Here is a 25,549-nt window from a genome sequence, read left to right as displayed (position 1 = left end):
TACTCCTTTCTTATGCTTTCTTTCGGCATACATATACGAATGCGGGTGGAACGTTCATAGGCACAAACTTGATTTCTTCAATATCAAACCATTCACCTAACTGCTGCTTCATCTGTTTAGAGTATTGAAAGGCGACAAACATTCCTCCATCCCTGAGTGATAGATGAATTTGTTCTATAATTTGATTTCGCATCTCTTGTGGAAAATTGAAAAATGGCAGCCCGCTAATTATGCAGTCAAGCTGTTCTATTTGGGCATTTTTCATAGCAAGCTGAAGCTCACGCGAGTCGGAATAGCACAGATAATTCGGGAATCTTCTTTTTAAATTCTGCTGCATGGCCTGGTCCTTTTCAAAGAGTAAAACCCTGGGTTGAAATTCAGCAGCAGAGGGGATGTATTGAGTAATTGCCCCCGTGCCAGCACCAAGCTCGGCGACAGCATGAACTTCACTCCATGGAATGGATTCTATCATATTTTTAGCTAAAAATCTGGAACTTGGTGTTACACTACCCACATATGCAGGCGAGTACAAAAATTTGAATAGGAACATAAGTCTCTCGTGAACCAAATGGCTAATACGGATCATACATCATTTCCCTACTTTCAATTTTTAAAATACGTTCATTTATTCTTTGCTAAGAGTAACAAATTATCCCTTTACTTACTCCTGTCTCGAGTAGGGTTAATCCCCCCGTCCTGCGGAGGGGATTTTCCTTGACTATGGTCTAGGAAATAAAAAAAGAGTGGTATTAATGAGTCTGTATTTATTCAGTTATCATTCAGCATCCCCTCAGGTTGCATTCAGATTTGCTGCCGATGAAAGGTAGGTGGGCAGCTAAAAACATTATGTACACTGAGAGGGGATCTACTTTGTCACTATCCATTAACAGGCATCTCATCACGACTTCCTATGATCAATCGAATACGGTGAAGTCAAATGAGAATGGACTAAATACCACGGGTCATACCACACACAAGAAGTCTAACGATTCACTCGAATTGAGCAAGGAATTCGTGGAGTACACGGGAGGAATGCAGGCTCCGCTTCCTACGGAAAACTACAGTAATGATTACAAGTACGACGACCAGGATACCATTGCAATAACTACAGACCAACAGAAAACGCTGTTGTCTGATCTGCAAAGTTACCTGATGTCTTCAAGTGCTTCCTCTGATACAGATGAACTCACCAATAGCACGAAGAATCCGCTGGCTTCGGTTAGCGACTTATTAGCCGGTGTGGATCTTTCGACGGCAACAGATGAGGAAGTATCGGAGCTATTCGATAAGATAGCAGAAACGATCCAAAATAATCGTCCTGCACCGCCGCCTGAAAGTGGCCTGTCCCATCCTGAAATGGATAGCAGTGGTCTGCCTCCTATAATGCAGGCGATGGGTGGAATTATGCCTCCATTCGCATGGAATATCCAAGAGACTTCCAATCAAGAGGATAACAGCACTACATCTGAGAAAGAGCTTACAGTAGATGAAAAAAGATCCTTGCTGAGTGATTTGCAGAGCGTTCTGAGTTCCAGTCTTATATCCGGGTCAACAGCTTCGGACAAAGATCAGGAAACAGATCTGCTTTCTGCATTAAAAGACGCGTGGGGAAATACAGATGAATCGAATGCCACAGATGAAGAAATATCGGCTTTATTCGATAAAATCGCTAAGATTTTTGAACAATCTGTATCATCGTCGTCATTGTCATTAGGGTGCAATGCCATAGCTTAGAACCGGTTAGCCCACACGTGTAAAACTCATACTTTTAAAAAGGGGAAATCTCGTATGAACATTTCATCCACATCCAGCAGTTCTATATCTATTGCAAGCACTTCGTCTTCATCCAGTACTAACGATACAGCTAGTCTGGAAAAGCAAAAAGCTCAACTTGAAGCGGAGTACAACAAGGTACAGCAAAGTAAAGATAATAAAGATACAAAAGAAACAAAAATGAAGCAGCTTCAACAGCAAATTAAACAGATTGAAGCTCAAATTGCACAGCAAAGTTCGCAATCCAGCAGCACGTCAACTCCAAAAATGGAAAAGCCCGCTCCAAGTAACATGGAAACAACTCGTATCAACAGCGCTAACAGCAGTGATATTACGGGAGTGGGGAAATCACTGGATATTTCAATTTAATCATCCCATCTTTTTTCCTGTAGGACAGACGATGGATACAAACGATAGCAGGCTCTCCGTTTCAGAGGGGCCTGCTTTTTTCGTTTACTAAATATTTTGCATGAATCCAGGGAGCGACTTTCAATCAGCGCTATATAGATCGGAATAATTCTATCCGTTAAATGAATCATGTGACTAAACATAGAAAAGTATATACAATATATAACAGTAGGAAGATGAAAGTATTTTAACCCTATTATTTTCTATATTTAAATCAGTAAGTGCTAGTAATCATTTTAAATTGGAGGATTTATGCCATGACGCTGGAACCTCAGATGAATCGAAGTAGTAGAGCTGAAGCGCGTTTAGTCAGAAACAAGTTGATTGAGTTTAATGCGAAACACGTCCCAGCAGATATTCGAACCCAATACGAAGAGATTAATCTTACGCTCAAAGATGAAGACGGTCAGGTCATGGGCGGTCTCCTAAGTGTACTATGTTGGAACTGGGTGGAGGTTGATATTTTGTGGGTAGATCAGCGTTACAGAGGAAAGGGCTACGGTTCACAACTGCTTGGTGAAATCAAACAGATTGCTAGAGATAAAGGGTGTAATTTTATACAACTTAATACCTTTACTTTTCAAGCGCCCAAATTCTATGAAAAGCATGGGTATGAAGTCGTTGGTGTTATTGACGATGCTCCGAGAGGCTTTAAACACTATTATTATAAGAAAAGTATCTACTGAGGACTCTATATATGCGCGTACAGATCAAGGAAATAAATAAAGACCAGCATATCATCATTCGTAGTATTGGCAAGGAAAAAGTATACGGCTACTGGACATATTTTTGGCATGAACTGACTTCTGGATATGCGTATGTTGTTCCGTATGAACAAAGCTTGAATAAGATGATTCCCGGCTGTGTCATTTCGGTCGAGACTTCTCAATCCAGTATAGAAGGGTTCAGAAGGCTGAAGTCTACTGAAGAGACAGGGATTTTTCGACCTCAACCCAAGCTAGGCGACTACTGGATTCAAGGAACGATACATCAAGTGATGCAGGGCGAAGCAGGCGGGATAGAATGTCTGGAGATTGTAATAGGAGACACTACGTTTATTTTGGATTCTGCAGAAATGAATGGTGATGTAAACGTTAAAGCGGGTGACGGTGTAGCCTTTGAAATCATAGGGCTACAGTTGTTTGACGAGGGACTGTGATCGCTCCAGGTTACCCTGCTAATCTAGTCTATGGTTAGAGTTATTGCGCTCTACAAAATAACGAGTTAAAGTATGGTAAATTCCATATTTAACCACAGTATGTCGGTGTGAAAGTAAAGCTGGATTATAGTGAATCGTGAATAAAGAAAGGTATGATCGGATTGACAACAGAAGTGACACACAAAATATATACCATGTGTATGATTCAAGACGGAAGCAAGGTATTGCTTATGAATAGACCAAATCGAAAGGGGTTTCCGGGTTATATTGCGCCAGGAGGAAAAGTAGAGTTTCCAGAAAGCATTGTGAATGGGGCCATTCGTGAAGTAAAGGAAGAAACAGGCTTAACCGTTACGGAAATTGTATTTAAAGGAATCGACGAATATTGTGATCCAAGTCAAGGGCTGAGATATATGGTCTTTAACTATTTGGCTACAGCCACTGAAGGTGAACTATTAAAAAATCCCCCTGAGGGAGAATTGCTGTGGGTGGATATGAAGGAGGCGCTAAATCTGCCGATGCAGGATTGGTTTAAGCGGAGATTTCCATTGTTTTTCGAGCCGGGAACGTTTGAGGTTAGTTTCGTTTGGCTAGCAGATACGGATGAAACCCTGGAAGCAACGATTAAGAGCTATGGTGTGTAGAGATGACGACGACCATTTATTTTTCGTCTAATCGGCTAGGCGAGGTAACAAATGATCAAATGCAAAGGATGCTGAATCGTTTTGATTTGGGACGTTTGCTATCTTACGAAAAAACGGCAGAAGGTGTCCTAGGGCAAACTCTCTATGTTTCCTCAACGGCTGGGCAGTTTGTGCTGAAGGGGAACCCGCTTTTTCTAGGGCAATGGATAGAAGAAAAGTTTATGGTGGAGCAAATACAGACACAGACTCCAATACCCGTGCCAACACCGTATCTTGTGGATCATACGGAGGACATTTTCGGCTGGAGCTATGCAGTTATGCCCCGTCTATACGGTCAGCATATACATACACCTGAGTTGCAAGCAAAGCTGACCTTGCTGGATAAACAGCAAATGGCTGAAATGCTTGCTACTGTTCTGTTGGAGCTTCATAGCTGGAAGGTTAAGAACAGTGGAGAGCTGGATACAACAACTCTAGCCATTCGCCCTTTTGAAGTCTCTTATCGAGGATGGTTGTATGGACGAATTCGATATTGGCTAGAGGATGCCAAAAAATACTCGAACATTTCTGTACAGGATATGGAATGGGTAGAGGAAATATTGGAAGGCTCCCGTCAAGCATTCGATCAGCTGGAAGCTGCCACCTTTGTGATGGGGGATTTTAAACCGCAAAATTTCCTTGTGCAGAATGGGGATAAGGGCTGGAGAGTCAGTGGTCTTTTTGATTTTACGACAGCCTATTTTGGGGATGGGGTTGCAGATCTTTCGAAAATAACCACCATGTATCTGGAGAACGGCGAAGAAGAGTTGGCAAAGGGTTTTCTTACTGCTTACGCACAAGGGATGGAAGCCAAAGAAGGATTTACTGAGCGTTTCCGGGTGCATATGCTGCATCAGCAGATTCTAAACTGGGGATGTGCCAAAGCGATGAAGCGAGTCACTTGGGATAATAAGCTCTCTTTTGCAGATTGGGCGCAAAAATTCATGGATATTGAAATATAAGCAATAGCAGATGAATTGAACGTTTAAAGAGGAGGCCGTGAGTGGATGCAGACCGTCAGATTGGTACAGCCGGATCAGGACTGGAATGAAGCTTATCTTTCATTTTATGAGGAATGGAAACAGAGCCAGGAGCATATGGTGCCTTGGGTGATCTCTGTAGAGCCGTACGATTTTGAAGGTATGTTGTCGCTTTTAAGTAATCAGGAAAATGGAATCAACCTGTCTGAAGGCTGGGTCAAAAGCTCAACATACTGGCTTGTGAATGCGAATGAACAGGTCGTGGGAGCAGTGAATATCAGGCATGACCTTAACGAACACCTAATGAATGCCGGAGGTCATATCGGTTACGGTATCCGTCCTTCTGCACGAGGGAACAGGTACGCTGTTACAATGCTGGCCTTGGCGTTAGAAAAAGCAAAAGAGCTGGGGATTTCCCGAGCCCTGGTCGTATGCGACTCCGATAATATTGCCTCCAAAAAAACAATCATACAAAATGGCGGAACGCCGGACAAGGATTACATAGAGGAAGACGGAAACCGTGTAAACCGGTTTTGGATCGAACTGTGAGTGAGAAAGAAGGGAACGCGAGAAGCTCATGAAATTATGGCCTGAATATGCGCAAAACATCATTGTTGGTGTTATCTTTGAAGGGGAATGGAATTGGTATGTGACGGAAAGAGAGTATTGGTTTTTGAATACCGAGATGGAGGAACGGTTTGGTATCCCTATTTTGGATGAAACCACAGTGGGAGCATTTTTGGATCACATCTGTGAATATAAGGTGGCTACTGGGGAACTAACTTCAATGCTCCAGTTGCTTGATGGTGCTATTCAGCATCAGGATGAAGTGTTGGAGTTCTGTCCTGCTCTGTATGTTAACTTTGATGAAAAAGTTCTCTATTCGCTATTTCCTGAGCCAGCCTCGTTTGAACACTATGTCTCAGCGGGGTGGAAAGGGGAATATCAAAACTTTTTGAACGAGGTACCTTCACCTGAACAGTATTGGATGATCGAGGGAAGTAATTTTTTTGAGAAATTCACTTGATAGGACGAAGGAGGAAATAAATATATGGATTCTTCTATGCATGAGTTTAAAATCATATCCAAGCACAGAATGTACGATCAATATTTGGTAAAGTTGCGGGCATGCATTGTGCTTTTGGATGAACAGGTGCTATGGCGAGTAGGTGAGACGGAAACGAATAGCATTGGTGGGATCATCAACCATATCATGGTACATGTGCGCAGAAACGCAGCCAAGCTCATAGATCCGACGATTACATACAAGCAAGGAATGGAGGATAGCTTTATACCTTCCATGCAAAACAAGGAACAACTGATGGATGAGGTAGAAGAAGCTTTTTCATCCTTCTGTGCAGCATTGGACCATACGGGGGCGATAAATATGTATGACATATACCATGTGGTGGAGCATACGGCTTATCATCTGGGGCAGATCATAGACCGAGTTCAGAGATTGGCAGATCACCGTTTTCAATTTGTACAGACAGGACTTAATGAAAAAGCATTGCATGCGATAGTGCAGCAATCCTTGCATAATCTACGAGAATAATGGAATCAGTAGCTATATAAACCTATAAAATGTAGTTCTAAGGTCACGAAAGCCTCTCTAATGGTCATGTTTTTATTTCTTAATTGATATTGATAATTATTATCACTTATAATAGAAGCAGACATATTACGTTATGATAGGGAGAGTTGCAGAGTGACAGTGTCCTTGGAATTATATGATGTAACGATCATCGGCGGTGGTCCTGCCGGTATGTATACCGCATTTTACAGTGGAATGAGAGATATGAAAACCAAGCTGATCGAAGCCAAGCATGAGCTGGGCGGACGAATGCGCATATACCCAGAGAAGATGATTTGGGATGTCGGGGGGGTTACCCCGGTTTTATGTGAAAAGCTGATTGATCAGCTGGAGCAGCAGGCGCGGACGTTCGAGCCTACCATTGTGCTGGGACAGCAGATCACTGGTTTGGATCGGCAAGAGGATGGCACGTTCCTGCTAACTTCTGCCACAGGGGAACAGCATTGGACACGCACGATCGTTCTGGCAGTAGGCTATGGTATTCTCAAAATGGCTAAGCTGGAGATTGAGGGGGCGGACCGCTATGAGGTTACGAACCTGCATTATACTGTACAAGAGCTGGAGCCATTCCGGGGCAAGCACGTCCTGATTTCCGGTGGAGGCGACTCGGCGGTGGATTGGGCAAATGAGCTAGAGTCTATTGCGGCAAGTGTGACCGTCGTACATCGTCGGGATCACTTTGGCGGACATGAGAAAAATGTAGCTCGTATGAAATCATCCTCGGTCCGTGTCCTCACACCATACGCGGTGAGTCAGCTACATAGCAACAATGGAGAGACGATTGAACAGGTGACGATCAGTCATGTAGATACGGGCGAAATACAGGTGTTGAATGTCGATGCTGTCATCGTAAATCATGGACTTAAATCCGACTTCGGCCCGCTTCGGGATTGGGGACTGGATATGGGTGAGTGGCATGCCCGAGTGAGCGAAAAGCTGGAAACGAATCTGCCAGGGATTTTCGCAGCAGGCGATTTTGTCGAGTACGGAAGCAAGCTGTATCTAATTGCCGGTACGTTCACAGATGCCGCCCTTGCACTGAATAGCGCCAAGCTGTACATTGATCCAGCAGCTGACAAAGCGGCATATGTATCTTCTCATAACAGCCGATTCAAGGAAAAAAACCGCGAGCTTGGTGTCGTGGAGTAAGAATACGGAATAAGTTATATAGGATTAGCAATAGGGTAGGGAAAATGTAAAAGAACTTCCGCGACTGCGATTTGTGTGGTTTTGGAGGTTCTTTTTTTGTCAGGTTACTGACTTCTCGTTCTAAAGGTTGGATAGCATACACCATATAGAATAAAATGAAGAAAGCCTGTCCTTTTCGGTCTTATATAGTAGATTTTGAGTAGAGAAGATAAGGAGCGTGAAAAATGAGCTTACAAGAGGTACTTGAACGGCTAGCAATTCATCTGCCAGACGACATGGTGGAAGCTTTGCATGTACATAGCAAGGAACGAGAGGGACGGAACGTTCAGCTTCAACTCATGAATGAGCAAGAGCTTGCCGAGGGCATCAAGTGGATGGGGCAGATCGAGGTATTTAAACATATCGTCCCTCTATGGACGGATGACCATTCTAATTATGTTGGCATATATGTGGAGGGGCCGTTAGCATATAAGTTGTGTTATATAAGTCACGAGGAAACGGATTTGTCACCGGCGTACAGAAGTGCGTTTTCTCTGATTGCAGAGTTGGAGCAAAATCCAGCACTGGAGTGGGAACAGCTCCGTAAGGATTATCCGTCCGGCGAGGACATTAGCACAGAACAATTAGCGGAAGATATTCGTTGCATGAATGAACTAAGAGCCTTGCTAGAAAAGGATTCACCTGTGGATGATGATGTGAGATGTCAGCATCTTTATAGCTTAATGGCGATCACGCCTACCTGCGAACTAGACTCATTGCTTCCCTATTTGGACGATGAGGATATGTATGTACAGGAACGAGCATGTGTCCTTTTAGGACATCATGGATATGAACCAGCGACCGAATTATTAAAAGAAGTGGTGAAGCACGGAAGCCCGAATGGGAAACTGGCAGCCCGTAAGGCGCTCTCAATGATTCGCAGTAAGCAGATGGCCAAGCATTAAAAAATTAAACGAACCTACCATAGAAAGTATGGACGGGATTGAAAGGTGACATATGGAGAGACGAACGGAGCAACAGGAAGCGATTTTGGCAGATATTATTCAAAAGGCGGAGCCCTTTGTACAGCAGCAGTTGGAGCATGATCATAGTGGTCACGATTGGTGGCATATAGACCGGGTGAGAAAGCTGTCCCTTAAAATTGCTGCCAAAGAGGGCGCAGATTCGTTTATTTGTGAACTGGCAGCACTGCTGCATGATGTAGCGGATGAAAAATTAAATAATTCCAAGCAAGCGGGCCTGGATAAAGTAGAGCAGTGGCTGCTTCTGCATGTAAGTGATCCAGATGTGATCACGCACGTGATGACTATTATAGCTACGATGTCCTACAATGGTGGACAAAACCCGCCTATGGAAACGCTGGAAGGTCAAGTTGTGCAGGATGCGGATCGGTTGGATGCTCTTGGAGCGATTGGGATTGCAAGAACCTTTATGTATGCTGGCTCAAAAGGCAGTATGATGCATCACCCGGATAAAGACTTTTCACAGCATGATTATCGTGCCGCAGGTAAAAGTGCCATATACCATTTTTACGAAAAGCTGCTCAAACTCAAGGATTTAATGAATACCGCTTATGCCCGAGAGCTGGCGGAAGTTCGGCATCAATGGATGGAGATGTACTTGGAGCAATTTTATAGAGAATGGAATGTGGATGATAAATAAAGTGTTTCAATAAGGCTGTTTCCTCTAACCGAGCATATCGGAGGGGAAATGGCCTTTATTTTTTTATAAATGTCATATTGATATTATCGAAAATGTGTGTTATTTTATTGTTAATAACAAAATGATAATAACAAAATATTATAAACTATAAAGAAAGTGAGGAAGTGGCTATGTTTGGATTTAATTTTGTTAAATTTCAGCCCAGTGAATATGTGATGAAGGTGAAAAACGGGAAGGTGGTTCGGGAGGGTGTTGGATTATCTTTTTATTACTACGCCCCGACCACCTCGGTTGTTGTCGTGCCCGTCTCTTCCATTGATGCGCCGTTCATGTTTGAGGACATGACGAATGATTTTCAGGCGGTGACGGTGCAGGGGCAACTAACTTATCGAATTGTGGATTATCGGAGAACGACGCAGATTTTAAACTATACGTATGACTTGAAGGAACGACGCTACATTTCGGATGATCCGAGCAAGCTGGCCCAACGGGTGATTAACATCGCCAAGGTGCTTACCAAAAAGTATTTGGAGCGTGTCCCGCTCAAAGAAGCTGTTCAGTCCAGTGAACGTCTGGCCCAAAATATGACGAAGGATATTGCACAGCATACGGAAATGGAAAAGCTCGGCATTGAGGTTATGGGACTGTCGATTTTGGCGATTCTACCCAATAAGGAGACGATGAGAGCGCTGGAGGCTCAAGCGAGAGAAGAGATTCTTCGCAACGCGGATCATGCTTTGTATGAGCGTCGTAATGCATCTATTGAGCAAGAGCGGCGTGTGAAGGAAAACGAGCTGAACACTGAGATTGCAGTAGAGACGAAAAAGAAACAAATCCGCGAAACTCAACTCGATGCCGAGCGTTCTGTGAAGCAAAAGCAAAGCGAGATGAAAGAGGAGCAGCTACGATTTGACACAGCCTTGGAGGAGAAAAAACGCGAGCTGATTGAGCTGACTGTAACAAATAAAAAGGCGGAAGCCGATGCCAAGGCCTATGAGCTGACAGCAGTCATGAAATCGTTGCAGGATGTTGAGCCGAACGTACTTCAAGCTATGGCCAACATGGATATGAGCCCGGATAAGCTAATTGCGATTGCATTCCAGGAGCTTGCAGAAAATGCAGGCAAAATCGGTCAGCTGAATATTACGCCGGATCTGCTGCAAGGTCTCATGTCAGATACGGGAGCTAGCGGATCAGCAGGATCGAGAGGGTCTGGAGGAAGAACACGATGAGCAGCCGAATGACAGAGCAGAAGATCATTTTGGTGAAGCGTAAAACGCGACTGGAGGAACTGATTGTCCGATACAATACGGTGCAGCAGGCTCGCTTCTTTATGGAACGGTTGGGTGCGGATTTCAGTGATTATGTGCTGGAGGACGAAAATTACCGCAGGGCGGTGGCAACGGCAACGTCGGAGTTAACAGCCTTGGGTCGTGTTCAGATTGTGGAGCGGGAGCATGTGCCGAACTTTATTTTTGGTGAGCAGGATACAGTGGTGGTGTTGGGTCAGGATGGGCTGGTAGCCAACACGTTAAAATATTTGACCGAGCAGCCACTTATCGGTGTGAATCCAGATCCATTGCGCTGGGACGGGGTATTGCTGCCGTTTACTGTATCCGACCTGCGCTGGGTGGTGCCGGATGTGTTCGTGCACAGACGGCCAATTAAGGAAGTTACGCTGGCTAAAGCCCAATTAAATGATGGACAATCCTTGTATGCTGTAAATGATTTGTTCATTGGGCGCAAAACTCATGTCTCCGCGAGATATGAGCTAAGGCTGGAGGATCAGGTAGAGCAACAATCATCCAGCGGCATTATCGTTTCAACCGGTTTGGGAGCGACAGGCTGGCTGACCAGTGTGCTGGCTGGAGCGGCCGGAATTGTCGGCAGTGCTACACGGCATCCAATCTCGCTGACTCCAGGCCAGCTGATGCCCGGTGTAGCCTTCACTCAGGAAGGGACAGCAGACGGAATGAGTCATGATCATCGTGCAACTTGGAGTTCGCCATCGCTTTATTTTACGGTGAGAGAACCATTCCCCAGTCGAACGACTGCTGCGGATCTCGTGTTTGGTCAGGTAGCAGCCGAAAAGCCGTTACGGATTGCATCGCAGATGCCGGAAAATGGAGTTATTTTCAGCGATGGAGTGGAGAGCGACTTTCTGGAGTTTAATGCTGGCATTGAGGCGACCATTGGACCGGCGGAGAAAAAAGGGCATCTGGTCGTGTAGAGGTTTGTACAGGACGGCAATGGGTAATTATGAGTAAGGTACAACCATCAGATGAAATTAAAAAAGGAGGAATCAACATGAGCGACCACACTCAAGACGAAGCGAAAATCCGCAACAAGAAGGACGAGGACGGAGATTCCTTGATGGAGAAAACGAAGCTGGAAAATGGCGTGGATATCGAGCCTGAGGCTGATGAATGGATTGCGAAGCCCTCACCAGTGTCATACGATGATACGAACTCCTCTTCGAAGAAATAAGGCTCTTGCGTCCAAATAGAGCAGTGATGCAAAGACAGATGATCCCTAATCGGGTCATCTGTCTTCTTTACATAGGTTAATTGAATCTAGAATATACCTTCCATACTAGCTCACGACGGCTGCTTACATCTGTTTTCAAGAAAATCGCTTTCAGATGATCCTGCACCGTGTAGGCAGTAATATGAAGTGCGCTAGCCAGCTCCTTGGTCGAAAAGCCCTGAACAATGAGTTGGACAATTTGTCTCTCTCGTTCGGACCATGAGTACACCTCGGTCATAAGCGGTAGCATGTCAGTTGCTTTAGCAGCCTCAAACCATACGGCTAGCTGCTTCTGACCCGTATGCTCCTGTCCGCCTTGCAGAAGGGTGGCTCTGATGGTTACCCATGGGGTGCCTGCGTCTGCGGAAGGGATACATAGTCGGGCTGGTGCAGTGGCAGTGGATAGCGCTCGCAGGCATACCGCCCGGACAGGAGCCGGAAGGCTGTCTTCATGGATTCCCTCCTGCTGCCGAAGCAGCTGTAGCCAATGCTCTGCTACTGTATTGGACGAGATCGGTTCTAGCTTATCGGAAAGCATTAGAATCCCTGGCTCAAGTTCATTTTCCGTGATCATGGCAGGGGCTGGAGATAAACCGACACTGGCCTGACGCAGATGGTAGGCTATGGACGGCGCTAATGCTTCAAGCAGTTGTTGCTCTTCCTCGCTGAATACAGGCTTTCCATGATGACGGAACAACGTAAGAAATCCCCAACAGCTCCCTTTGTACATAAACGGAACACGCAGCTCATCCCCGAATCCGGCGGGTTGCAAAACATCTCTATATCGTGTGCTCCGATCCGGTTGGCCTTGTGTAGACCCATGTAGCGTCGCTACAGACTGTCCTTCTCGCACCAACTGATCATATTTCATCATATCGTCGTGCAGATATTCGTATTCCAGCAGTTTGTTATGAATGTCCTCCACACCCGACTCTGTAAATGCCCCCGTGGAAAGCAGCGTACGCGGATCTACTGAGGTGCAGCACGCCGCATCGAAAGCAATCTGAGTACGCAAGCGGTCGATTAGGGTGTGCTTGTACGTTAGGGATGAGGGTGCTTTTTCCCCCAGATCAATGATTTGCTGTCGGGCGTCCTTAAGCTGTGCAAATTGTGTGTAGTGTGCGTTCATCATTTACTCCTATCGTGAAAGCTGGAGATTCTCAAGCGCGCTTATTAAATCCCACATTTATGGGATGGTGGATATTCGTATTGTCTTTATAATTGAGAATGATTCTTAATAAAATCTACAATAAACGAATGGTCTGAGAAGATCAAGGCTAAATGTTTGGAGGAAAGCACATATGAGACATACCCCTATTGGAAATACGGACTCAAACCAACCTATGAGCTGGAATCATCCGAATGTGCATAAGTACGCGGATACGATTGCTTTAAAAATACCTGGATATGCTCATTTGTATGAGATGACAGACTGTCTGATAACCGCACAGCTTGAGGCACAAGCTCATACTAGAAATATAGATCCAAATGTGCTAATTGTCGGTGCTGGAGGCGGTCAGGAATTGATAACACTCGGAGGGCGCCATGAAGCATGGACCTTTACGGCAGTCGATCCCTCTGAGCACATGCTGGATTTGGCACGTAAGCGTGTGACACATGCGGGCATCAGTTCAAAAATATCGTTTGTTGCAGGTACGTTGGAAGAGTTGTCTGGAGAACAGCCTGAAGAACAGCACGAAAAGCACGGCGAAGAGTCATGCAGAGAACCGGTCTATGACGCTGCTACCTGCCTGCTGGTGCTTCATTTTCTTCGGAGCTTGGAAAGTAAACAGGCATTGCTACGCCAGATATCCGCTCGACTCAAGCCGGGTGCACCTTTTTGTCTAGCTTCTATTAATGGGAATCCGCAGAAGCCTTCTTTTTCCATCCAAATGCAGGCATGGAAAGGTCATATGCTGAGTCAGGGCATTTCACTCGAGGATTGGGAACGATTCGCTGCTTCCATCGGTCGTGAGTCAAACCCGGTGTCCAATGCGGCAATACAGGAACTGTTGATAGAGGCAGGCTTTACCCACATCACCCGGTATTATGGCGCTTTTTTAGTAAATGCATGGTTTGCGGTTAAAGAGGGAGAGACGACTTATGACAAAGGATAACATCATCATCATTGGCGGGTATGGCCATGTTGGAAAAATTATATGCACGGAGTTAAGTGAAATGTTTCCCGGCAAGGTATTTGCCGCAGGTCGTAGTCTGGAGCGGGCCACTGAATTTAGTAGACAATCGAATGGTAAGATACGGCCCTTGCAGCTAAATATTCATGAGCCGATGGACCCGTCGATATTAGAGCAAGCTAAATTGGTTATCATGTGTCTGGATCAGGACAATACGGCCTTGGTACGTGCCTGTCTTCGACATGGGGTGCATTACATGGATATTACCGCGAATGCGGCCTTTTTGAGTCAAGTGGAGCAGTGTCATCAAGAGGCTCGAGCTTATCAGGCCACAGCCCTGTTAAGTGTAGGATTAGCTCCGGGGCTGACCAATTTGTTAGCACTGCAAGCGACACAGCTCATGGATCAGACGGATGAGTTGAATATATCTTTGATGCTGGGCTTGGGGGATCGACACGGTCAGGCTGCCATTGAGTGGACAGTAGATCAGATTCATGCCGATTTGGAGGTTATAGAACAGGGACGCCCTGTGACTCGAAAAAGCTTTACCGACGGAATAGTAGCAGACTTTGGTGCAGGAGTGGGTCGTCATCGGGCGTATCGATTTCCTTTTTCGGATCAGCAGACACTTCCTCGTACGCTCAAAGTTCCTACGGTTAGCACACGCCTTTGCTTCGATTCGCGCTTGACCACCCGGCTTCTGGCAGGGCTTCGAACGATAGGAGTATCAGGTTTACTCCGACAGAAAACTGTGCGTGATGCTGTAGTTCGCAGCTTTGGCAAGATACATCTAGGAGGGAATGCTGTAGCGGTCAAGGTAGATGCCCGAGGAACGCTCAATGGCAAGGAGACGAAGGTCGAATGTCGGCTGAGGGGGCACCATCAATCTGATTTAACCGCTAAGGCAACCGTCTTTGCAGCGCTCGCCCTGTACCGTTCAGAACTTCCATATGGTGTATTTCACATGGAGCAGGTTTTTTCGTGGAATCGCATGCAGGCTTGGATGGGGCAGCAAGTAGCCGTAGATATTCAGGTGAACGGACAGCAAGTATAGAAGTCATATATATTATAATAAAGGACTCTCATATAATCCAAGCTTATTCAGCAATGTATTGCGGATAGGTCTTGGATTTCTTTTCCTATTGAATTACACTAGAAAGAAGTACATATTTTTGGAAAAGACCTAAGGGGATGATATGAAATGTGGAACCCCTATGAAAATAGCAGACAGCATACGCACGATTTTACAATAAAGTATCGATTTTACACGCCGGAAGAAGGAGGCAGGAAACAGCTGCCTATTCAGGGGTACCGCTGCGATTTTGCCTATGAGAGCGATGATATCACGACGACGGGAATTTACACCATACATCCTGAGTTTGAAGATGGAGATGGTCAATTGATCATGGATACCGAGCGTCCGGTTCACCGGGAAGGACAGGCGAGAATGTGGGTTTTGTTTGGAGAAATGAGGGAAAAGGTACACCGACACCGGATACAGGTAGGAACGAGGGGATATTTTATGGAAGGCCCGCGCCGTGTTGGTGAAGTTGAAGTTACAAGCTTGGTAGGCCTCTTGACCAATCCGGTCAACTAGCTAGCTGCTGAGGAGTCGATAAGAGATGGATATCGCTTATATCATAGATTTATTACGTAAACACGATGTGACCCTAGCTCCAGGCTTATCCATACAAGAGGTTACCGACGTCGAAGACAGGTATGATATTCACTTCCCGCCCGATTTGAGGGAGCTTCTGATGAGTGTTCTTCCCATCGGTAAAGGCTTTATCCCTTGGAGAGATACGTCACCACAGCGGATGGGTGTAATTCGGCAAAGGTTGAATTGGCCACTGGAAGGTATGATTTTTGATGTAGAGCAGCATATATTCTGGCCTCCCGAATGGGGCGAAAAACCGACAGATTCGGCGGAAGCCGTTGATATATGTAAACGTGAGTTTTTACGTGTGCCCAAGCTAATCCCGATCAACGGACATCGATATATCCCAGAGCAGCCATCTGAAGAAGGAAATCCGGTATTTTCAGTGTATCAAACGGATATTATCGTGTATGGGGAATGTTTGCAGGAGTATTTCAAGCTGGAATTTGGGGAGAAGCCTTATGAACAAATTGATTTTAATGCCGTAAAAAAAGTGCGTTTTTGGAGCAACTTGTGTGAGTGAGTGTCAGGAAGATGAATAAGTCGAAACGAAGGAAGGGGAGCATGATGTGAAGGTGGAGCAGGATTTGGAAGAAATCAAAGAAAGGTTGACCCAGATCGAGATCAAACTGGAACAAAAGTCGACCTCCAAGAGAATCTTGAAGTACATGATCATCGTTTTCTTGTCTGTTTTTTTTCTTTTATTTCTAATAGGAATTATTCAATTTGTTTCAGCCTAATCGGTGCAAGAAGATGAAGGAAGGGAGCTATTTATGTCCATAGAAGCGATTATTTTTGATCTGGATAATACTCTTATTCATCGTAAACAGGCGTTTGCGGCATATACAGAGCGCTTTATTGAACGATTTATTGTGGCAGAAGAACCGGCGAGCCGCGCGGCTGTTGTTGAACAGATACGTTTGGCGGATCAGGACGGGTACCGGGATAAGAGGGAACTGTATACCGAGCTGCATGCAGACTTGGAACTGAAAAATCCCGATACATCAGTACAAGAGATGCTGGGCTTTTGGTATGGTGAATTTCATAAGTTTACGGTGTTGATGGACGGGGCCAAGGAAGTGTTGTCCGAACTGCGGTCGCGTGGCTTGAAGCTGGGTATTATTACCAATGGCTCACTCCGCACGCAGCAAGCGAAAATCGACCGAGTTATGCTGAGGGATTATGTGGATTCTATTATCGTATCGGGCGGCGTCAACATCCAGAAGCCTAATCCTCGAATTTTCGAGTTGGCTCTGAATGAGCTGGACATTGTCGATCCCGGCCATGCCTGTTATGTAGGCGATCACCCGACAAATGATATTCGTGGTGCACAAAGTGCAGGATTGCATACCATCTGGCTGGAAGGCTTTATGACGTGGCAGGAAACGGGCATTGTACCGGACTATCAGATTGGGAGTTTGCGTGAAATTACAGGTTGGCTGGATCGTCGCAGTTATTCAACGAATAAGGAGGAGGGTGCATCATGAGTATGGAGCAGCAACCGAATCCCATTCTCTTATCGTTCCCTGACCAGTTCCAGACGGAACGATTGACCATCCGCGCCCCGCAGTGGGGGGATGGGGCGGCAGTCAATGAGGCGATGCGAGAGAGTGCGAATGAACTGCGGCCTTGGCTTCCGTTTGCAAGAAATCTCCCTACGGCAGAGGAATCTGAAATCCGTTCGCGCCAAGCCAGACTTAAATTTTTGGATCGGTCTGATATGATGTTGTATGTATTTGATACGGTTTCGGGAGAATTTGTAGCCAGCAGCGGTCTGCATCGTATTGATTGGGATGCACGAAGATTTGAAATTGGGTATTGGCTCAGAACATCATGGACCGGAAAAGGCATTATAACAGAGGCCGTGCACGGTATTACGGATTTTGCTATTCAGCATTTACATGCTAATCGTGTGGAGATTCGTTGTGATTCCAGAAACACGCGCAGCGCCAAGGTAGCGGAACGTGCAGGTTTTACACTGGAGGGGATTTTAAGAAACGTCGAGTATGATGAAGAGGGAAGCATGGTACACCAAATGGTTTTTGCCAAGGTGCGTGGTATTGAATTTTAGTATCCTCACACGAACAGTTTGGAAGTTGCTGATACGTTTGTACGATATTACGGAGGCTTATTATGATTAATTATATTATGAAAAATACAGACAAGTTGGTGTGCATACAATATGACATCAGCAAAAGGTTCAGCAATCTTGCAAGCGCTATCCAAGAGAGGATGCTTTACGAATTTCCAGCAGCTTGGCGGAGATGTCCCAGCATTAGGACAGGTGATTTAGCATGAGGAGCGTTCGTAAGAGCGTCATTAGGAAGGCCAATCGGGAAATAAAGGGGAAATTCCGCTGGAAGGCTCGCGCTGCGTACCTAATTGCTGTGCTGGTCACGATTTTGTTGGGTTTGGGAAGCCGGGTTTACTCCTCCCGGTTGCCTGAATTCGTTGCTAATCACTTTGGGGATGCCTTGTGGGCGTGCATGATTTATTTTGGGCTGAGAATGTTGTGGGTGAATCGTCAATTGTCTGTAGCCCTGTGGGGCAGCTTGCTGTTTTGCTTCGCCATTGAGTTCAGTCAGATGTACCAGGCTCCCTGGATTAACCACATTCGGGCAACGACGCTTGGCGGCTTGGTGCTTGGGAAAGGGTTCCTGACCGCGGATCTGATCAGGTACACGGTTGGCATTGTGGTATCCTGGGCACTGGACCAAGGCTGTCAAAAGTTGGCGGGGATCAATACACGTATAGACAATGATAAACCACTCAAATAACCTGAAAAGCGAGGGTTGCGCTTGAAACAAAAGGGAAAGCGTCACAGGTTGTTCGGTAAGATGATTGGATTATGCGCAGGGTTCAGCTTGTTGTTTGCAACCATACTTATCCCAGGGCAGGCACTGGCCGAAAGACAGCTTGCGGCGCCTCTTCGATTTGACTTTGGCCCTGGGAACGTAGCTGACGGCTACACCCAAGTCACTGCCAAGGATGTTTACACGCCTGAGCGAGGCTATGGATTTACCGATCTTTCCAAAGTGAATGAAGAGGATCGTGGTGGAAGTGATGCTATACGCTCAGATTTTGTTCGTGTTCAAGGATCATCATTTGTTGTCAATTTACCACCTGCGGATTACACGCTTTCTCTAATTGCCGGAGATACTGCCGGAAACACAGACATTACGGTTAAAGCCGAGTCCATCGTCAAGGTAGAACCTACTACCAAAACAGCAGGACAATTTGTCGAGGCTGGATTTGAACTTGCACTCATCGATGGTCAGCTCGAATTGTATTTCTCAGGTAATGAAGCGAAGATTAACGCTTTGGTTATTACTCCAAAGGATGCTCGAACGGCTGGAGAACATCCTTCGGTATACCTTGCGGGAGATTCTACGGTTCAAACCTATAAATCCGCGATGAAGCCTCAGGCGGGCTGGGGGCAAAAGATTGCTCCGTTCTTCACAGATGAGCCTATATTTGTGAACCGTTCTATTGGTGGACGAAGCACGAAAACCTTTCTGGTACAAGGGCGGTTAGATGATATTTTACGCAATATCCGTCCAGGAGATTATCTGCTCATACAGTTTGGGCATAATGATGCCGCGATCAACAACCAAGAGCGTTATGTTTCACCCGCGGATTACAAAGTTTACTTAAAAACCTACATCCAAGGAGCCATCCAACGCGGTGCAACACCTGTGCTAATTACTCCTGTTGGCCGCCGGGATTATGATGCGGCAAGTGTCTCGTTTCGGATTAGTTTCCCGGAATATGTGCAGGCCATGAAGGAAACAGCATCGGAGACAAATGTTGCACTGGTCGATCTTAGCCGCTTGAGTGTAGCGTACTATGATACACTTGGCCTGGAAGGAACACTCCCGTTATTTTTACATGTGGAGCCAGGGGTGTATCCTGCATTTCCTGATGGAGTGAAGGATGATACACATTTTCAGGAATACGGTGCGGAGCAAATAGCTCGGCTGGTAGCTCAGGGAATACGTGAGTTGAATATTCCTTTATCCTCTTATGTACAGGCGGAAGATTCGCAATAAAACATTATTTCCATAGTCATGGTATACTTAGAAAATAAGCTGGCCCTACCCAAAGATAGCATTGCTGAGGCTTGGGTAGGGCTTTAATGTTCTGGATCTTAAGGAGGAAGCGAGAATGACAGTCGCTCAACTTCATAATCTTATTAACGGTCAACTCCTGTACAATCAGCATCGGAGTTTATTTTATATGCGCGAGGGTTCTGTTCTGTTAGGACCTTCAACAGAAATGACGTACTGGCTGACGCAGAGAAGCTCGGAACTGATCCTCATGCTTCAAAGCTTGAAGCGCCAGCATATGTATAACGCTTTTGTGAAGGATGTAGCGGCTAAAATACTGTCCCAGTTTGTAAATACCAATCAGTATCTACATTTTCACACAGATCATGCGAGGGAGCTTACGGAGCTGTATGATCGACTTTTCACCCGGATTGAAAAACTGTTTCAGAAGAAATTTATAGATAGAGCAACCCTGGACTTGCTGCTTCAGCAGCATTACGGGCATTTGAGAGATTTTTTAACTCGTACCAATGGACGTGAAATGTTTGCTAAGTATGCAGAGTGTGAGTATACCTTTTGGATACCTTGTGAGGAGTATACGCCGGAGTTGCAAGCCAATCTACTGGGATTGGACATTGCTCGTTTGCAAGAGCCTGTTCTAGACGTTGGTTGCGGATCTGAGGCACGGTTAGTTACTTATTTACGTGCCTGTGGAATTGAAGCTTACGGAACAGATCGGTTGGCTGAAACAGAAGGTTGTGTCACTCAAGGAGATTGGTTAGAGATCACCTTTGGAGAACGTACATGGGGAACGATCGTTTCACATATGGCATTCTCCAATCATTTTATACATCATCATCTGAAGGCAGATGGTAATATTCATGAGTACGCTCGCAAATATATGGAATTGCTTAGAGCCATTCGGCCAGGAGGGAGTTTTATTTACAGTCCGTGCCTTCCGTTTATGGAAGAGCTTTTGGATGCCCGAATGGGTTATCAAGTAGAGTATATCCAGTCATCTGAAGGTTACAGGGCCACGAAAATAACGCGTTTACATTCATAAGCGCGAGTAGTAGTCTATTCATTTGTCAGATTCATTCTTGGAATGGTAGTATAAGGATAGATATTACTCTATTTGGGATTCTGTTAATGATAGAGATTCTCATGACGCTAATTTGACACCCTTAGAGGATGTCATTAGCAGTATCGCTGCACTGAATAATAATGATTAGCTTACGGATAACGGAATTTTCAGGAAAGATTAAATCATATTTTCCTAAAAGCCGATATATGGGAATGAGGCGAGAACATACTGTTATTATACCCGCCCGAAAATGGATGTATATAATTTGGGTTAGGAGAGTAGAAGAAGTGTCAGATCTGTATACGAAAAAAGAAGTAGAAGATTATGTAACGAACGTGGTTTTCGAACGACCTTTAGGTGTAAGCATTTCAGCCATTTTATTGATCTTTAATGGAGCACTTCTGTTGGTGACCCAGCTATTGACGCTTAATGCATTAAATGAGGCTTCTACGTTAGTAGGCATTTGTAGGGGCATGTTTCAAGGGTTTATCGCGTTACTCGGTTTGGCAGGGACGACTGCCGGTGTCGGCATGTTATTTGGTAAGAAGTGGGCTTGGTGGCTGGCAGTATTTTATTTTACATATGAGACCATGCGTTATACGTGTGCAATTCTGTTTATTCCGGATGTCCCTCCAACGTTGGGCGGTGTACAGCTAAACCCTGCTCTATACTACGTAAAATATGGTATGCGTATTATTTGGAATTTGTTGTTTACGTTGTTCATGTGTCGTAGTAAAGTGACTGTTTTTTTTCAAACAAGTGAAAGCAACAAGTGGAGAGCATGTATTGTATTATTCTTCATAAATGGAGTGATGGTTGGGATTGGCTGGTGGCTGATAAGATAGGTTCTTCGATGTGAAGGAGATGGATAATGTCAATGGAAACGTTTCCGATTTTAGAAACCGATAGGCTTCGTTTAAGACAGCTTACAGTAGGGGATGCGGAGGATGTGTTCGGCTATTTCTCCAAGGATGAGGTCACACAATATTATGACTTGGAAAGCTTTACAGAAGTAGAGCAAGCCGAAAAATTTATTCGTTCGATGCTAACCAGATATGAGAAGCAAGAGGGCTTTCGTTGGGGGATTACGTTAAAAGAAGCTCCTGAGCGGATCGTGGGTACAATTGGATTTCATAACTGGCAGAAGAAGCACTCCCGTATTGAAATCGGCTATGAGCTGGCACCAGAATATTGGCGGCAAGGTCTGATGACGGAGGCGATGAAGGTGGTCGTGGATTATGGCTTTCATTTGCCGCATGTTCACCGTATAGAAGCCTTCATTGATCCAGATAACGAAGGCTCCAAACGGCTGCTACTCAAAAGTGGCTTTACTAAAGAGGGTCACCTGAGAAACTATTTTTATGAAAAAGGTCAATTTGTCGACGCTGTTATTTTTGGATACCTTCGGGAAGAGCATCCCGTGGATCGGTAAGTTTACAAATACCCTTTGTCCCCGTAAGGCTGGAGTCGATCAAGCCAGGTCTGCTCCAGCTTTGCTAGTGCATCTTTGACATCAAAGAACACGGAGTCCTTTTTCTTCAAAACGTCCAGCACTTCAAATTCAAACGAATCTTCGCCATACTCATTCCATTCCTGTTGTAGTTGTTTATTCTTAAATCCACCCATGTTCAACTCAAAACGCCGTCCATTCAGCGACTTTAAATTCGGCGTGGAAGAGACGAAAATTTTCCCATTACGTGTATTTCGAATGCAATAGATTCCTGCCTCTGTCTTCATCTCCATGTACTGCTGCACCAATTCTTTTCTTCGATTCATTGTCGAATCCTCCTATTTGAGCATTTTGCATAAATCCCAAGAGCATTTTCAAATCAGCAATGTATAGATCGAAACGATTTAGTTCGTCTATATATTGTACCTACGAGCGTTGGGAATCGAATTATGCAAATTGCTGACTTCATAAACGTTGAGATTCAAGATTCCTTCAACCAATATTCACTGCCATCCGGCTTACGATCCAATAGATTGTATTCAATCATATATCTTCGCACCGTGACATAATCGTCATATACTTCCTGTAAAATCGCATTGATATCTTTCTCATGATATATTTGTCCCTTTACAAAACGGTCCGCAATTTCACGCAGCACAATCAGCTTGTGCTTTTCTTGCATTTTAAAGGTTTTCAGGCGTCCGTCCGTACCATTCGGAAAATACTTCGTGAGTACCTTTTGCCGCTCGTTTTCCGTAATGTTGTAGCGTTCGTCCACCATCCGTGCTCCTATGGGTACTTCTACAATGGCGGGAGCGTGGCGGTCCTTCTCCTTTAGCAGCTCCATTAATGTGAGAAATACCTTGGCCTGCCGTTCTTTTTCTTTGAGACCAAAGCGATGATTACGTATGGTGGATGCGCTACCGATTCCAGTTTCCTTTTGAATATCCGCATCGCCCATGCCTTGATAAAATAACTGAAGCAACCGATTCTGATGATCCGTCAGTCCAGTCAGCTTTTTGTCCAGACCGATCAAATAGTCAAAGACCGAACCGTACGTCCGCTCAATATGAAGGCGCATGTACCTCTCGGCGTCATAAAATACCCCTTGATCCTGATATATGATGCCTTGCTCAAATCGCTGTCCGTCCAGCAGGCAAATGACCTGTTCTTCTTGGCGAATATATCCTCGCTTCAGTTCTTCGATTCCAGCATTCCAGAACAGTTCGGAATGATCCATTTTAGCAAACACCTCAATTAAATGATGATTATTTTATAGACAATATAACATTTTGTTTATTTTAAATCAATGAGTGGATATCTCTTTAGGGTCTCGACAATGTTCGCTATATACAAAAGAGACATCGGATTGTTATCATATGTAAATTACCTCTTATCGACTTGTTAAGAAATCCAAAGACCAAGGGGAATAGAGGAACACTGTTATATGCTTTAGAATTTTTTGACGTATCTACTCATGTTGTGGCGCTGGTAGATTTACTGGATGATACCTTTGAAGCGAGTAGACAATCCTATCAACTGATAAGTACCGTACAAGATAAAATTACTAAGGCGCAAAAGGACATATGTAGACAAAAGATAAGAAGAAAGCTAGCCGATTATAAAAACAAATATAAGCGTGACTTTTTGCTGGAATCTTTAGAGCTTTTTACATGATTCTTTTATTAGAGAGGTTTGGTTGGAGTGGTAAAAAAAACTGTTTTATTCGTGATCATCATTGTAATTGCATATACAGTTGTATCCATTACAACAGGAAGTCCGATAGAAAGAGTCCAATTTCGGAGTAACGTCACTGACTACCTACATAAAATGTACACTATGAACTGGAAAATTGATTCAGTTGATTATGATTTTAAGAATGATAAATTTATAGCAAATGTGATCTCTGACTCAGGGATTTCTTTTTTGGTGGAAGAAGACTATTATAGGCAAATGATGGATAACTATGCCTCTTCTGTGTGGAGGGATGAGCTAAAGACGGCAGTGGCCCAAAAAGTAAAGCAAGTTACAGGATCAGATGCAGAAGTCATCATAAATGTTTCTCATATGGGGCGGGATGCTTTAACCTACCATGACGAGGTTCCAAGATATTCTAAGGTTAGTCAAAAACTCTCCTCAGAAGCTTCAATTTATATTAAAGGTAACTTTTCAGCCACTCATTATCTTCAAGAGATGTTGGAAATAAAGCAGTGGATTGTTGAAAAGAAGTATGATGCTTCGTTAACATTTAAGTCCGAAAAGGAAAAAATTTATTTTGCAATACCTGCAGAAGATCTAAAAAAGATAAAAAGTGTAGAGGATCTCAATCCTTATCGGCTTCAAAATAATTGATTAATTCTACCCAAGAAGCTAAAAGTGATGCCTTAAAATGCTAGATTCCTTGAAATATTGTGAGGAGGTATGATATAAAATGAGGCCGAGATTTGCTGTCATTGACGATGAAAGTTGGCTCACAGTTGGCTATTGTAGAGATGTGGTTGGCTTAACGGGTGATATCATTGTCGAAACATATGAAAAGGTCATTTTTGAGCAATTTGTCTTTAATGAGGATTTCATAGGAAACATAACAAAGACAAAACAATCTGTACACAACTTGTACATTGCTATTTTAAATGATGAAGAAACAGTGATTGGAATATATTGTTATCACCTACCTGAATCTTACATAATCCATAAACTAAACTATAATAAAGGAAACTTCAATCTGGAGTTAACAGGTATACTTGAAGCGAAGCCCTCCCCTGTGGAATTAAGATTATGGGAGTTTTTAAAGGGTGCTCAGTCGCTTGAAAATAATATATGGCAAGGTTTTTCTAAAGAAGAACGGTCCGGGTGGCTAAACGTGACTAGAATACATTCTGCATCTAATCATTTTGCTAGACTGGATAAACGAGGAGAAGTCTACACCTTGGACGGCGAATACATATCTGATTTTACAACATTTTTCATAGCACTTGGTGAAGCGATTAATGGGCCCGGAGGGTACTATGGATTTAGCTTGGACAGTATATCGGACTGTCTCTGTGGAGGTTTTGGGACAGTAGAACCGTTCACGATCCATTGGAAAAACGTACATTATTTCTTGGAAAGATTCGAGGAAGAATGGGATCAAGAAGAGAGATGTTATAGATTTTCACCACAGCAATATTTTACGGATCATCTAACGATCTTAGTATCAGGTGGTGTTACCGTGAATTTTTCTTCGAATTAAGATAGCAAAGC

32 protein-coding genes are annotated in these 25,549 nt (G+C 44.4%); 28 read left to right on the top strand and 4 right to left on the bottom strand.

The features are described from left to right. Positions 1-10 precede the first annotated feature (10 nt). A complete protein-coding gene (locus BM358_RS04250) occupies positions 11-586 on the bottom strand; it encodes a class I SAM-dependent methyltransferase (protein WP_028542997.1) in 576 nt (191 codons plus the stop codon). A 284-nt stretch (positions 587-870) separates the two neighbouring features. Here BM358_RS04250 and BM358_RS04245 point away from each other — a divergent pair, with 284 nt between their 5' ends. From BM358_RS04245 to BM358_RS04175, 15 genes are all read left to right on the top strand, one after another. Next, positions 871-1,734, top strand: a complete 864-nt coding sequence (locus BM358_RS04245) for a hypothetical protein (protein WP_028542996.1) — start codon at positions 871-873, stop codon at positions 1,732-1,734. A 54-nt stretch (positions 1,735-1,788) separates the two neighbouring features. Continuing rightward, a complete protein-coding gene (locus BM358_RS04240) occupies positions 1,789-2,142 on the top strand; it encodes a FlxA-like family protein (protein WP_023987707.1) in 354 nt (117 codons plus the stop codon). Positions 2,143-2,438: 296 nt separating this feature from the next. After that, positions 2,439-2,867 (top strand): GNAT family N-acetyltransferase, encoded by a 429-nt coding sequence (locus BM358_RS04235; protein ID WP_028542995.1) that lies wholly within the window; start codon positions 2,439-2,441, stop codon positions 2,865-2,867. Positions 2,868-2,878: 11 nt separating this feature from the next. After that, on the top strand, positions 2,879-3,340 hold the full coding sequence (locus BM358_RS04230; protein ID WP_028542994.1) for a hypothetical protein: 462 nt from the start codon (positions 2,879-2,881) through the stop codon (positions 3,338-3,340). 152 nt (positions 3,341-3,492) lie between these two features. After that, entirely contained in the window at positions 3,493-3,984 is a 492-nt protein-coding gene (locus BM358_RS04225; protein WP_028542993.1) for an 8-oxo-dGTP diphosphatase, read from the top strand. A 2-nt stretch (positions 3,985-3,986) separates the two neighbouring features. Further along, positions 3,987-4,985, top strand: a complete 999-nt coding sequence (locus BM358_RS04220; RefSeq protein WP_028542992.1) for a phosphotransferase family protein — start codon at positions 3,987-3,989, stop codon at positions 4,983-4,985. A 45-nt stretch (positions 4,986-5,030) separates the two neighbouring features. Then, positions 5,031-5,552, top strand: a complete 522-nt coding sequence (locus BM358_RS04215; RefSeq protein WP_028542991.1) for a GNAT family N-acetyltransferase — start codon at positions 5,031-5,033, stop codon at positions 5,550-5,552. Positions 5,553-5,580: 28 nt separating this feature from the next. After that, positions 5,581-6,030, top strand: coding sequence for a hypothetical protein (locus tag BM358_RS04210; protein WP_028542990.1), 450 nt, complete (start codon positions 5,581-5,583; stop codon positions 6,028-6,030). A 24-nt stretch (positions 6,031-6,054) separates the two neighbouring features. Beyond that, positions 6,055-6,558, top strand: a complete 504-nt coding sequence (locus BM358_RS04205) for a hypothetical protein (protein WP_049828509.1) — start codon at positions 6,055-6,057, stop codon at positions 6,556-6,558. A 153-nt stretch (positions 6,559-6,711) separates the two neighbouring features. Next, positions 6,712-7,746, top strand: coding sequence for an NAD(P)/FAD-dependent oxidoreductase (locus BM358_RS04200; protein WP_023987717.1), 1,035 nt, complete (start codon positions 6,712-6,714; stop codon positions 7,744-7,746). A gap of 224 nt (positions 7,747-7,970) precedes the next feature. After that, positions 7,971-8,690, top strand: coding sequence for a HEAT repeat domain-containing protein (locus BM358_RS04195; protein ID WP_028542988.1), 720 nt, complete (start codon positions 7,971-7,973; stop codon positions 8,688-8,690). 52 nt (positions 8,691-8,742) lie between these two features. Then, on the top strand, positions 8,743-9,408 hold the full coding sequence (locus BM358_RS04190; RefSeq protein ID WP_028542987.1) for an HD domain-containing protein: 666 nt from the start codon (positions 8,743-8,745) through the stop codon (positions 9,406-9,408). A 170-nt stretch (positions 9,409-9,578) separates the two neighbouring features. Then, positions 9,579-10,640 carry an SPFH domain-containing protein gene (locus BM358_RS04185; protein WP_013309343.1) on the top strand — a complete coding sequence of 354 codons (1,062 nt, stop codon included), beginning with the start codon at positions 9,579-9,581 and terminating at the stop codon, positions 10,638-10,640. Further along, the gene (locus tag BM358_RS04180) at positions 10,637-11,638 is read left to right on the top strand and encodes an NAD(+)/NADH kinase (RefSeq protein WP_028542986.1); all 1,002 of its coding nucleotides are present in this window, start codon (positions 10,637-10,639) and stop codon (positions 11,636-11,638) included. The genes BM358_RS04185 and BM358_RS04180 overlap by 4 nt, the downstream gene beginning before the upstream one ends. A 77-nt stretch (positions 11,639-11,715) precedes the next feature. After that, entirely contained in the window at positions 11,716-11,895 is a 180-nt protein-coding gene (locus tag BM358_RS04175) for a hypothetical protein (protein WP_013309345.1), read from the top strand. A 76-nt stretch (positions 11,896-11,971) separates the two neighbouring features. On the opposite strand, the gene BM358_RS04170 is transcribed toward BM358_RS04175, so the two are convergent. Beyond that, a complete protein-coding gene (locus BM358_RS04170; protein ID WP_028542985.1) occupies positions 11,972-13,063 on the bottom strand; it encodes a LuxR C-terminal-related transcriptional regulator in 1,092 nt (363 codons plus the stop codon). Positions 13,064-13,235: 172 nt separating this feature from the next. On the opposite strand from BM358_RS04170, the gene BM358_RS04165 reads away from it, so the two are divergent. The 11 genes from BM358_RS04165 (at position 13,236) to BM358_RS04115 (ending at position 22,288) form a co-directional block, all read left to right on the top strand. Then, positions 13,236-14,051 (top strand): class I SAM-dependent methyltransferase, encoded by an 816-nt coding sequence (locus BM358_RS04165; protein WP_028542984.1) that lies wholly within the window; start codon positions 13,236-13,238, stop codon positions 14,049-14,051. Continuing rightward, positions 14,038-15,123: a saccharopine dehydrogenase family protein gene (locus BM358_RS04160; RefSeq protein ID WP_028542983.1), complete on the top strand. Its 1,086-nt coding sequence runs from the start codon at positions 14,038-14,040 to the stop codon at positions 15,121-15,123. Before BM358_RS04165 ends, BM358_RS04160 begins: the two co-directional genes overlap by 14 nt. A 147-nt stretch (positions 15,124-15,270) precedes the next feature. Next, the gene (locus BM358_RS04155; RefSeq protein ID WP_028542982.1) at positions 15,271-15,666 is read left to right on the top strand and encodes a hypothetical protein; all 396 of its coding nucleotides are present in this window, start codon (positions 15,271-15,273) and stop codon (positions 15,664-15,666) included. 25 nt (positions 15,667-15,691) lie between these two features. After that, complete coding sequence (locus BM358_RS04150; RefSeq protein ID WP_023987726.1) at positions 15,692-16,249, top strand: SMI1/KNR4 family protein; 558 nt, start codon at positions 15,692-15,694, stop codon at positions 16,247-16,249. A 250-nt stretch (positions 16,250-16,499) separates the two neighbouring features. Continuing rightward, positions 16,500-17,213, top strand: coding sequence for an HAD family hydrolase (locus BM358_RS04145; RefSeq protein ID WP_013309351.1), 714 nt, complete (start codon positions 16,500-16,502; stop codon positions 17,211-17,213). Then, the gene (locus BM358_RS04140) at positions 17,210-17,797 is read left to right on the top strand and encodes a GNAT family N-acetyltransferase (RefSeq protein ID WP_028542981.1); all 588 of its coding nucleotides are present in this window, start codon (positions 17,210-17,212) and stop codon (positions 17,795-17,797) included. The genes BM358_RS04145 and BM358_RS04140 overlap by 4 nt, the downstream gene beginning before the upstream one ends. Positions 17,798-18,020: 223 nt before the next feature. Next, a complete protein-coding gene (locus BM358_RS04135) occupies positions 18,021-18,503 on the top strand; it encodes a ribosomal maturation YjgA family protein (protein ID WP_028542980.1) in 483 nt (160 codons plus the stop codon). 60 nt (positions 18,504-18,563) lie between these two features. After that, the gene (locus tag BM358_RS04130) at positions 18,564-19,775 is read left to right on the top strand and encodes a rhamnogalacturonan acetylesterase (RefSeq protein WP_028542979.1); all 1,212 of its coding nucleotides are present in this window, start codon (positions 18,564-18,566) and stop codon (positions 19,773-19,775) included. A gap of 115 nt (positions 19,776-19,890) precedes the next feature. Then, a complete protein-coding gene (locus tag BM358_RS04125; protein ID WP_028542978.1) occupies positions 19,891-20,835 on the top strand; it encodes a class I SAM-dependent methyltransferase in 945 nt (314 codons plus the stop codon). Between the two features lie 308 nt (positions 20,836-21,143). After that, positions 21,144-21,701, top strand: coding sequence for a hypothetical protein (locus tag BM358_RS04120; protein WP_023987734.1), 558 nt, complete (start codon positions 21,144-21,146; stop codon positions 21,699-21,701). A gap of 26 nt (positions 21,702-21,727) precedes the next feature. Continuing rightward, entirely contained in the window at positions 21,728-22,288 is a 561-nt protein-coding gene (locus BM358_RS04115) for a GNAT family N-acetyltransferase (protein WP_028542977.1), read from the top strand. 2 nt (positions 22,289-22,290) lie between these two features. Here the strand turns inward: BM358_RS04115 and BM358_RS04110 are convergent, their stop codons facing one another. Both BM358_RS04110 and BM358_RS04105 read right to left on the bottom strand, forming a co-directional pair. Further along, positions 22,291-22,632 carry a GIY-YIG nuclease family protein gene (locus BM358_RS04110; protein WP_028542976.1) on the bottom strand — a complete coding sequence of 114 codons (342 nt, stop codon included), beginning with the start codon at positions 22,630-22,632 and terminating at the stop codon, positions 22,291-22,293. A 155-nt stretch (positions 22,633-22,787) separates the two neighbouring features. Then, entirely contained in the window at positions 22,788-23,546 is a 759-nt protein-coding gene (locus BM358_RS04105; RefSeq protein ID WP_023987737.1) for a DUF2087 domain-containing protein, read from the bottom strand. A gap of 464 nt (positions 23,547-24,010) precedes the next feature. On the opposite strand from BM358_RS04105, the gene BM358_RS04095 reads away from it, so the two are divergent. Then, on the top strand, positions 24,011-24,658 hold the full coding sequence (locus tag BM358_RS04095) for a hypothetical protein (RefSeq protein WP_028542975.1): 648 nt from the start codon (positions 24,011-24,013) through the stop codon (positions 24,656-24,658). A 79-nt stretch (positions 24,659-24,737) separates the two neighbouring features. Then, positions 24,738-25,538, top strand: coding sequence for a barstar family protein (locus BM358_RS04090; protein ID WP_028542974.1), 801 nt, complete (start codon positions 24,738-24,740; stop codon positions 25,536-25,538). Positions 25,539-25,549 lie beyond the last annotated feature (11 nt).

It is taken from the genome of Paenibacillus sp. cl130, from assembly GCF_900116035.1.
GTDB classification, from domain to species: Bacteria; Bacillota; Bacilli; order Paenibacillales; family Paenibacillaceae; genus Paenibacillus; species Paenibacillus polymyxa_B.
This window is presented reverse-complemented; position numbering and strand designations above follow the sequence as displayed.

Excerpts from the sequence above, each read along its gene's own strand:
- BM358_RS04230 (WP_028542994.1), top strand. The coding sequence starts at position 2,879 with ATGCGCGTACAGATCAAGGAAATAAATAAAGACCAGCATATCATCATT.
- BM358_RS04090 (WP_028542974.1), top strand. The coding sequence starts at position 24,738 with ATGAGGCCGAGATTTGCTGTCATTGACGATGAAAGTTGGCTCACAGTT.
- BM358_RS04185 (WP_013309343.1), top strand. The coding sequence starts at position 9,579 with ATGTTTGGATTTAATTTTGTTAAATTTCAGCCCAGTGAATATGTGATG.
- BM358_RS04205 (WP_049828509.1), top strand. The coding sequence starts at position 6,055 with ATGGATTCTTCTATGCATGAGTTTAAAATCATATCCAAGCACAGAATG.
- BM358_RS04170 (WP_028542985.1), bottom strand. The coding sequence starts at position 13,063 with ATGAACGCACACTACACACAATTTGCACAGCTTAAGGACGCCCGACAG.
- BM358_RS04180 (WP_028542986.1), top strand. The coding sequence starts at position 10,637 with ATGAGCAGCCGAATGACAGAGCAGAAGATCATTTTGGTGAAGCGTAAA.
- BM358_RS04145 (WP_013309351.1), top strand. The coding sequence starts at position 16,500 with ATGTCCATAGAAGCGATTATTTTTGATCTGGATAATACTCTTATTCAT.
- BM358_RS04175 (WP_013309345.1), top strand. The coding sequence starts at position 11,716 with ATGAGCGACCACACTCAAGACGAAGCGAAAATCCGCAACAAGAAGGAC.
- BM358_RS04210 (WP_028542990.1), top strand. The coding sequence starts at position 5,581 with ATGAAATTATGGCCTGAATATGCGCAAAACATCATTGTTGGTGTTATC.
- BM358_RS04225 (WP_028542993.1), top strand. The coding sequence starts at position 3,493 with ATGATCGGATTGACAACAGAAGTGACACACAAAATATATACCATGTGT.
- BM358_RS04115 (WP_028542977.1), top strand. The coding sequence starts at position 21,728 with ATGTCAATGGAAACGTTTCCGATTTTAGAAACCGATAGGCTTCGTTTA.
- BM358_RS04220 (WP_028542992.1), top strand. The coding sequence starts at position 3,987 with ATGACGACGACCATTTATTTTTCGTCTAATCGGCTAGGCGAGGTAACA.
- BM358_RS04140 (WP_028542981.1), top strand. The coding sequence starts at position 17,210 with ATGAGTATGGAGCAGCAACCGAATCCCATTCTCTTATCGTTCCCTGAC.
- BM358_RS04135 (WP_028542980.1), top strand. The coding sequence starts at position 18,021 with ATGAGGAGCGTTCGTAAGAGCGTCATTAGGAAGGCCAATCGGGAAATA.
- BM358_RS04195 (WP_028542988.1), top strand. The coding sequence starts at position 7,971 with ATGAGCTTACAAGAGGTACTTGAACGGCTAGCAATTCATCTGCCAGAC.
- BM358_RS04125 (WP_028542978.1), top strand. The coding sequence starts at position 19,891 with ATGACAGTCGCTCAACTTCATAATCTTATTAACGGTCAACTCCTGTAC.
- BM358_RS04240 (WP_023987707.1), top strand. The coding sequence starts at position 1,789 with ATGAACATTTCATCCACATCCAGCAGTTCTATATCTATTGCAAGCACT.
- BM358_RS04190 (WP_028542987.1), top strand. The coding sequence starts at position 8,743 with ATGGAGAGACGAACGGAGCAACAGGAAGCGATTTTGGCAGATATTATT.
- BM358_RS04235 (WP_028542995.1), top strand. The coding sequence starts at position 2,439 with ATGACGCTGGAACCTCAGATGAATCGAAGTAGTAGAGCTGAAGCGCGT.
- BM358_RS04160 (WP_028542983.1), top strand. The coding sequence starts at position 14,038 with ATGACAAAGGATAACATCATCATCATTGGCGGGTATGGCCATGTTGGA.
- BM358_RS04110 (WP_028542976.1), bottom strand. The coding sequence starts at position 22,632 with ATGAATCGAAGAAAAGAATTGGTGCAGCAGTACATGGAGATGAAGACA.
- BM358_RS04165 (WP_028542984.1), top strand. The coding sequence starts at position 13,236 with ATGAGACATACCCCTATTGGAAATACGGACTCAAACCAACCTATGAGC.
- BM358_RS04150 (WP_023987726.1), top strand. The coding sequence starts at position 15,692 with ATGGATATCGCTTATATCATAGATTTATTACGTAAACACGATGTGACC.
- BM358_RS04155 (WP_028542982.1), top strand. The coding sequence starts at position 15,271 with ATGTGGAACCCCTATGAAAATAGCAGACAGCATACGCACGATTTTACA.
- BM358_RS04250 (WP_028542997.1), bottom strand. The coding sequence starts at position 586 with ATGATCCGTATTAGCCATTTGGTTCACGAGAGACTTATGTTCCTATTC.
- BM358_RS04105 (WP_023987737.1), bottom strand. The coding sequence starts at position 23,546 with ATGGATCATTCCGAACTGTTCTGGAATGCTGGAATCGAAGAACTGAAG.
- BM358_RS04215 (WP_028542991.1), top strand. The coding sequence starts at position 5,031 with ATGCAGACCGTCAGATTGGTACAGCCGGATCAGGACTGGAATGAAGCT.
- BM358_RS04130 (WP_028542979.1), top strand. The coding sequence starts at position 18,564 with ATGATTGGATTATGCGCAGGGTTCAGCTTGTTGTTTGCAACCATACTT.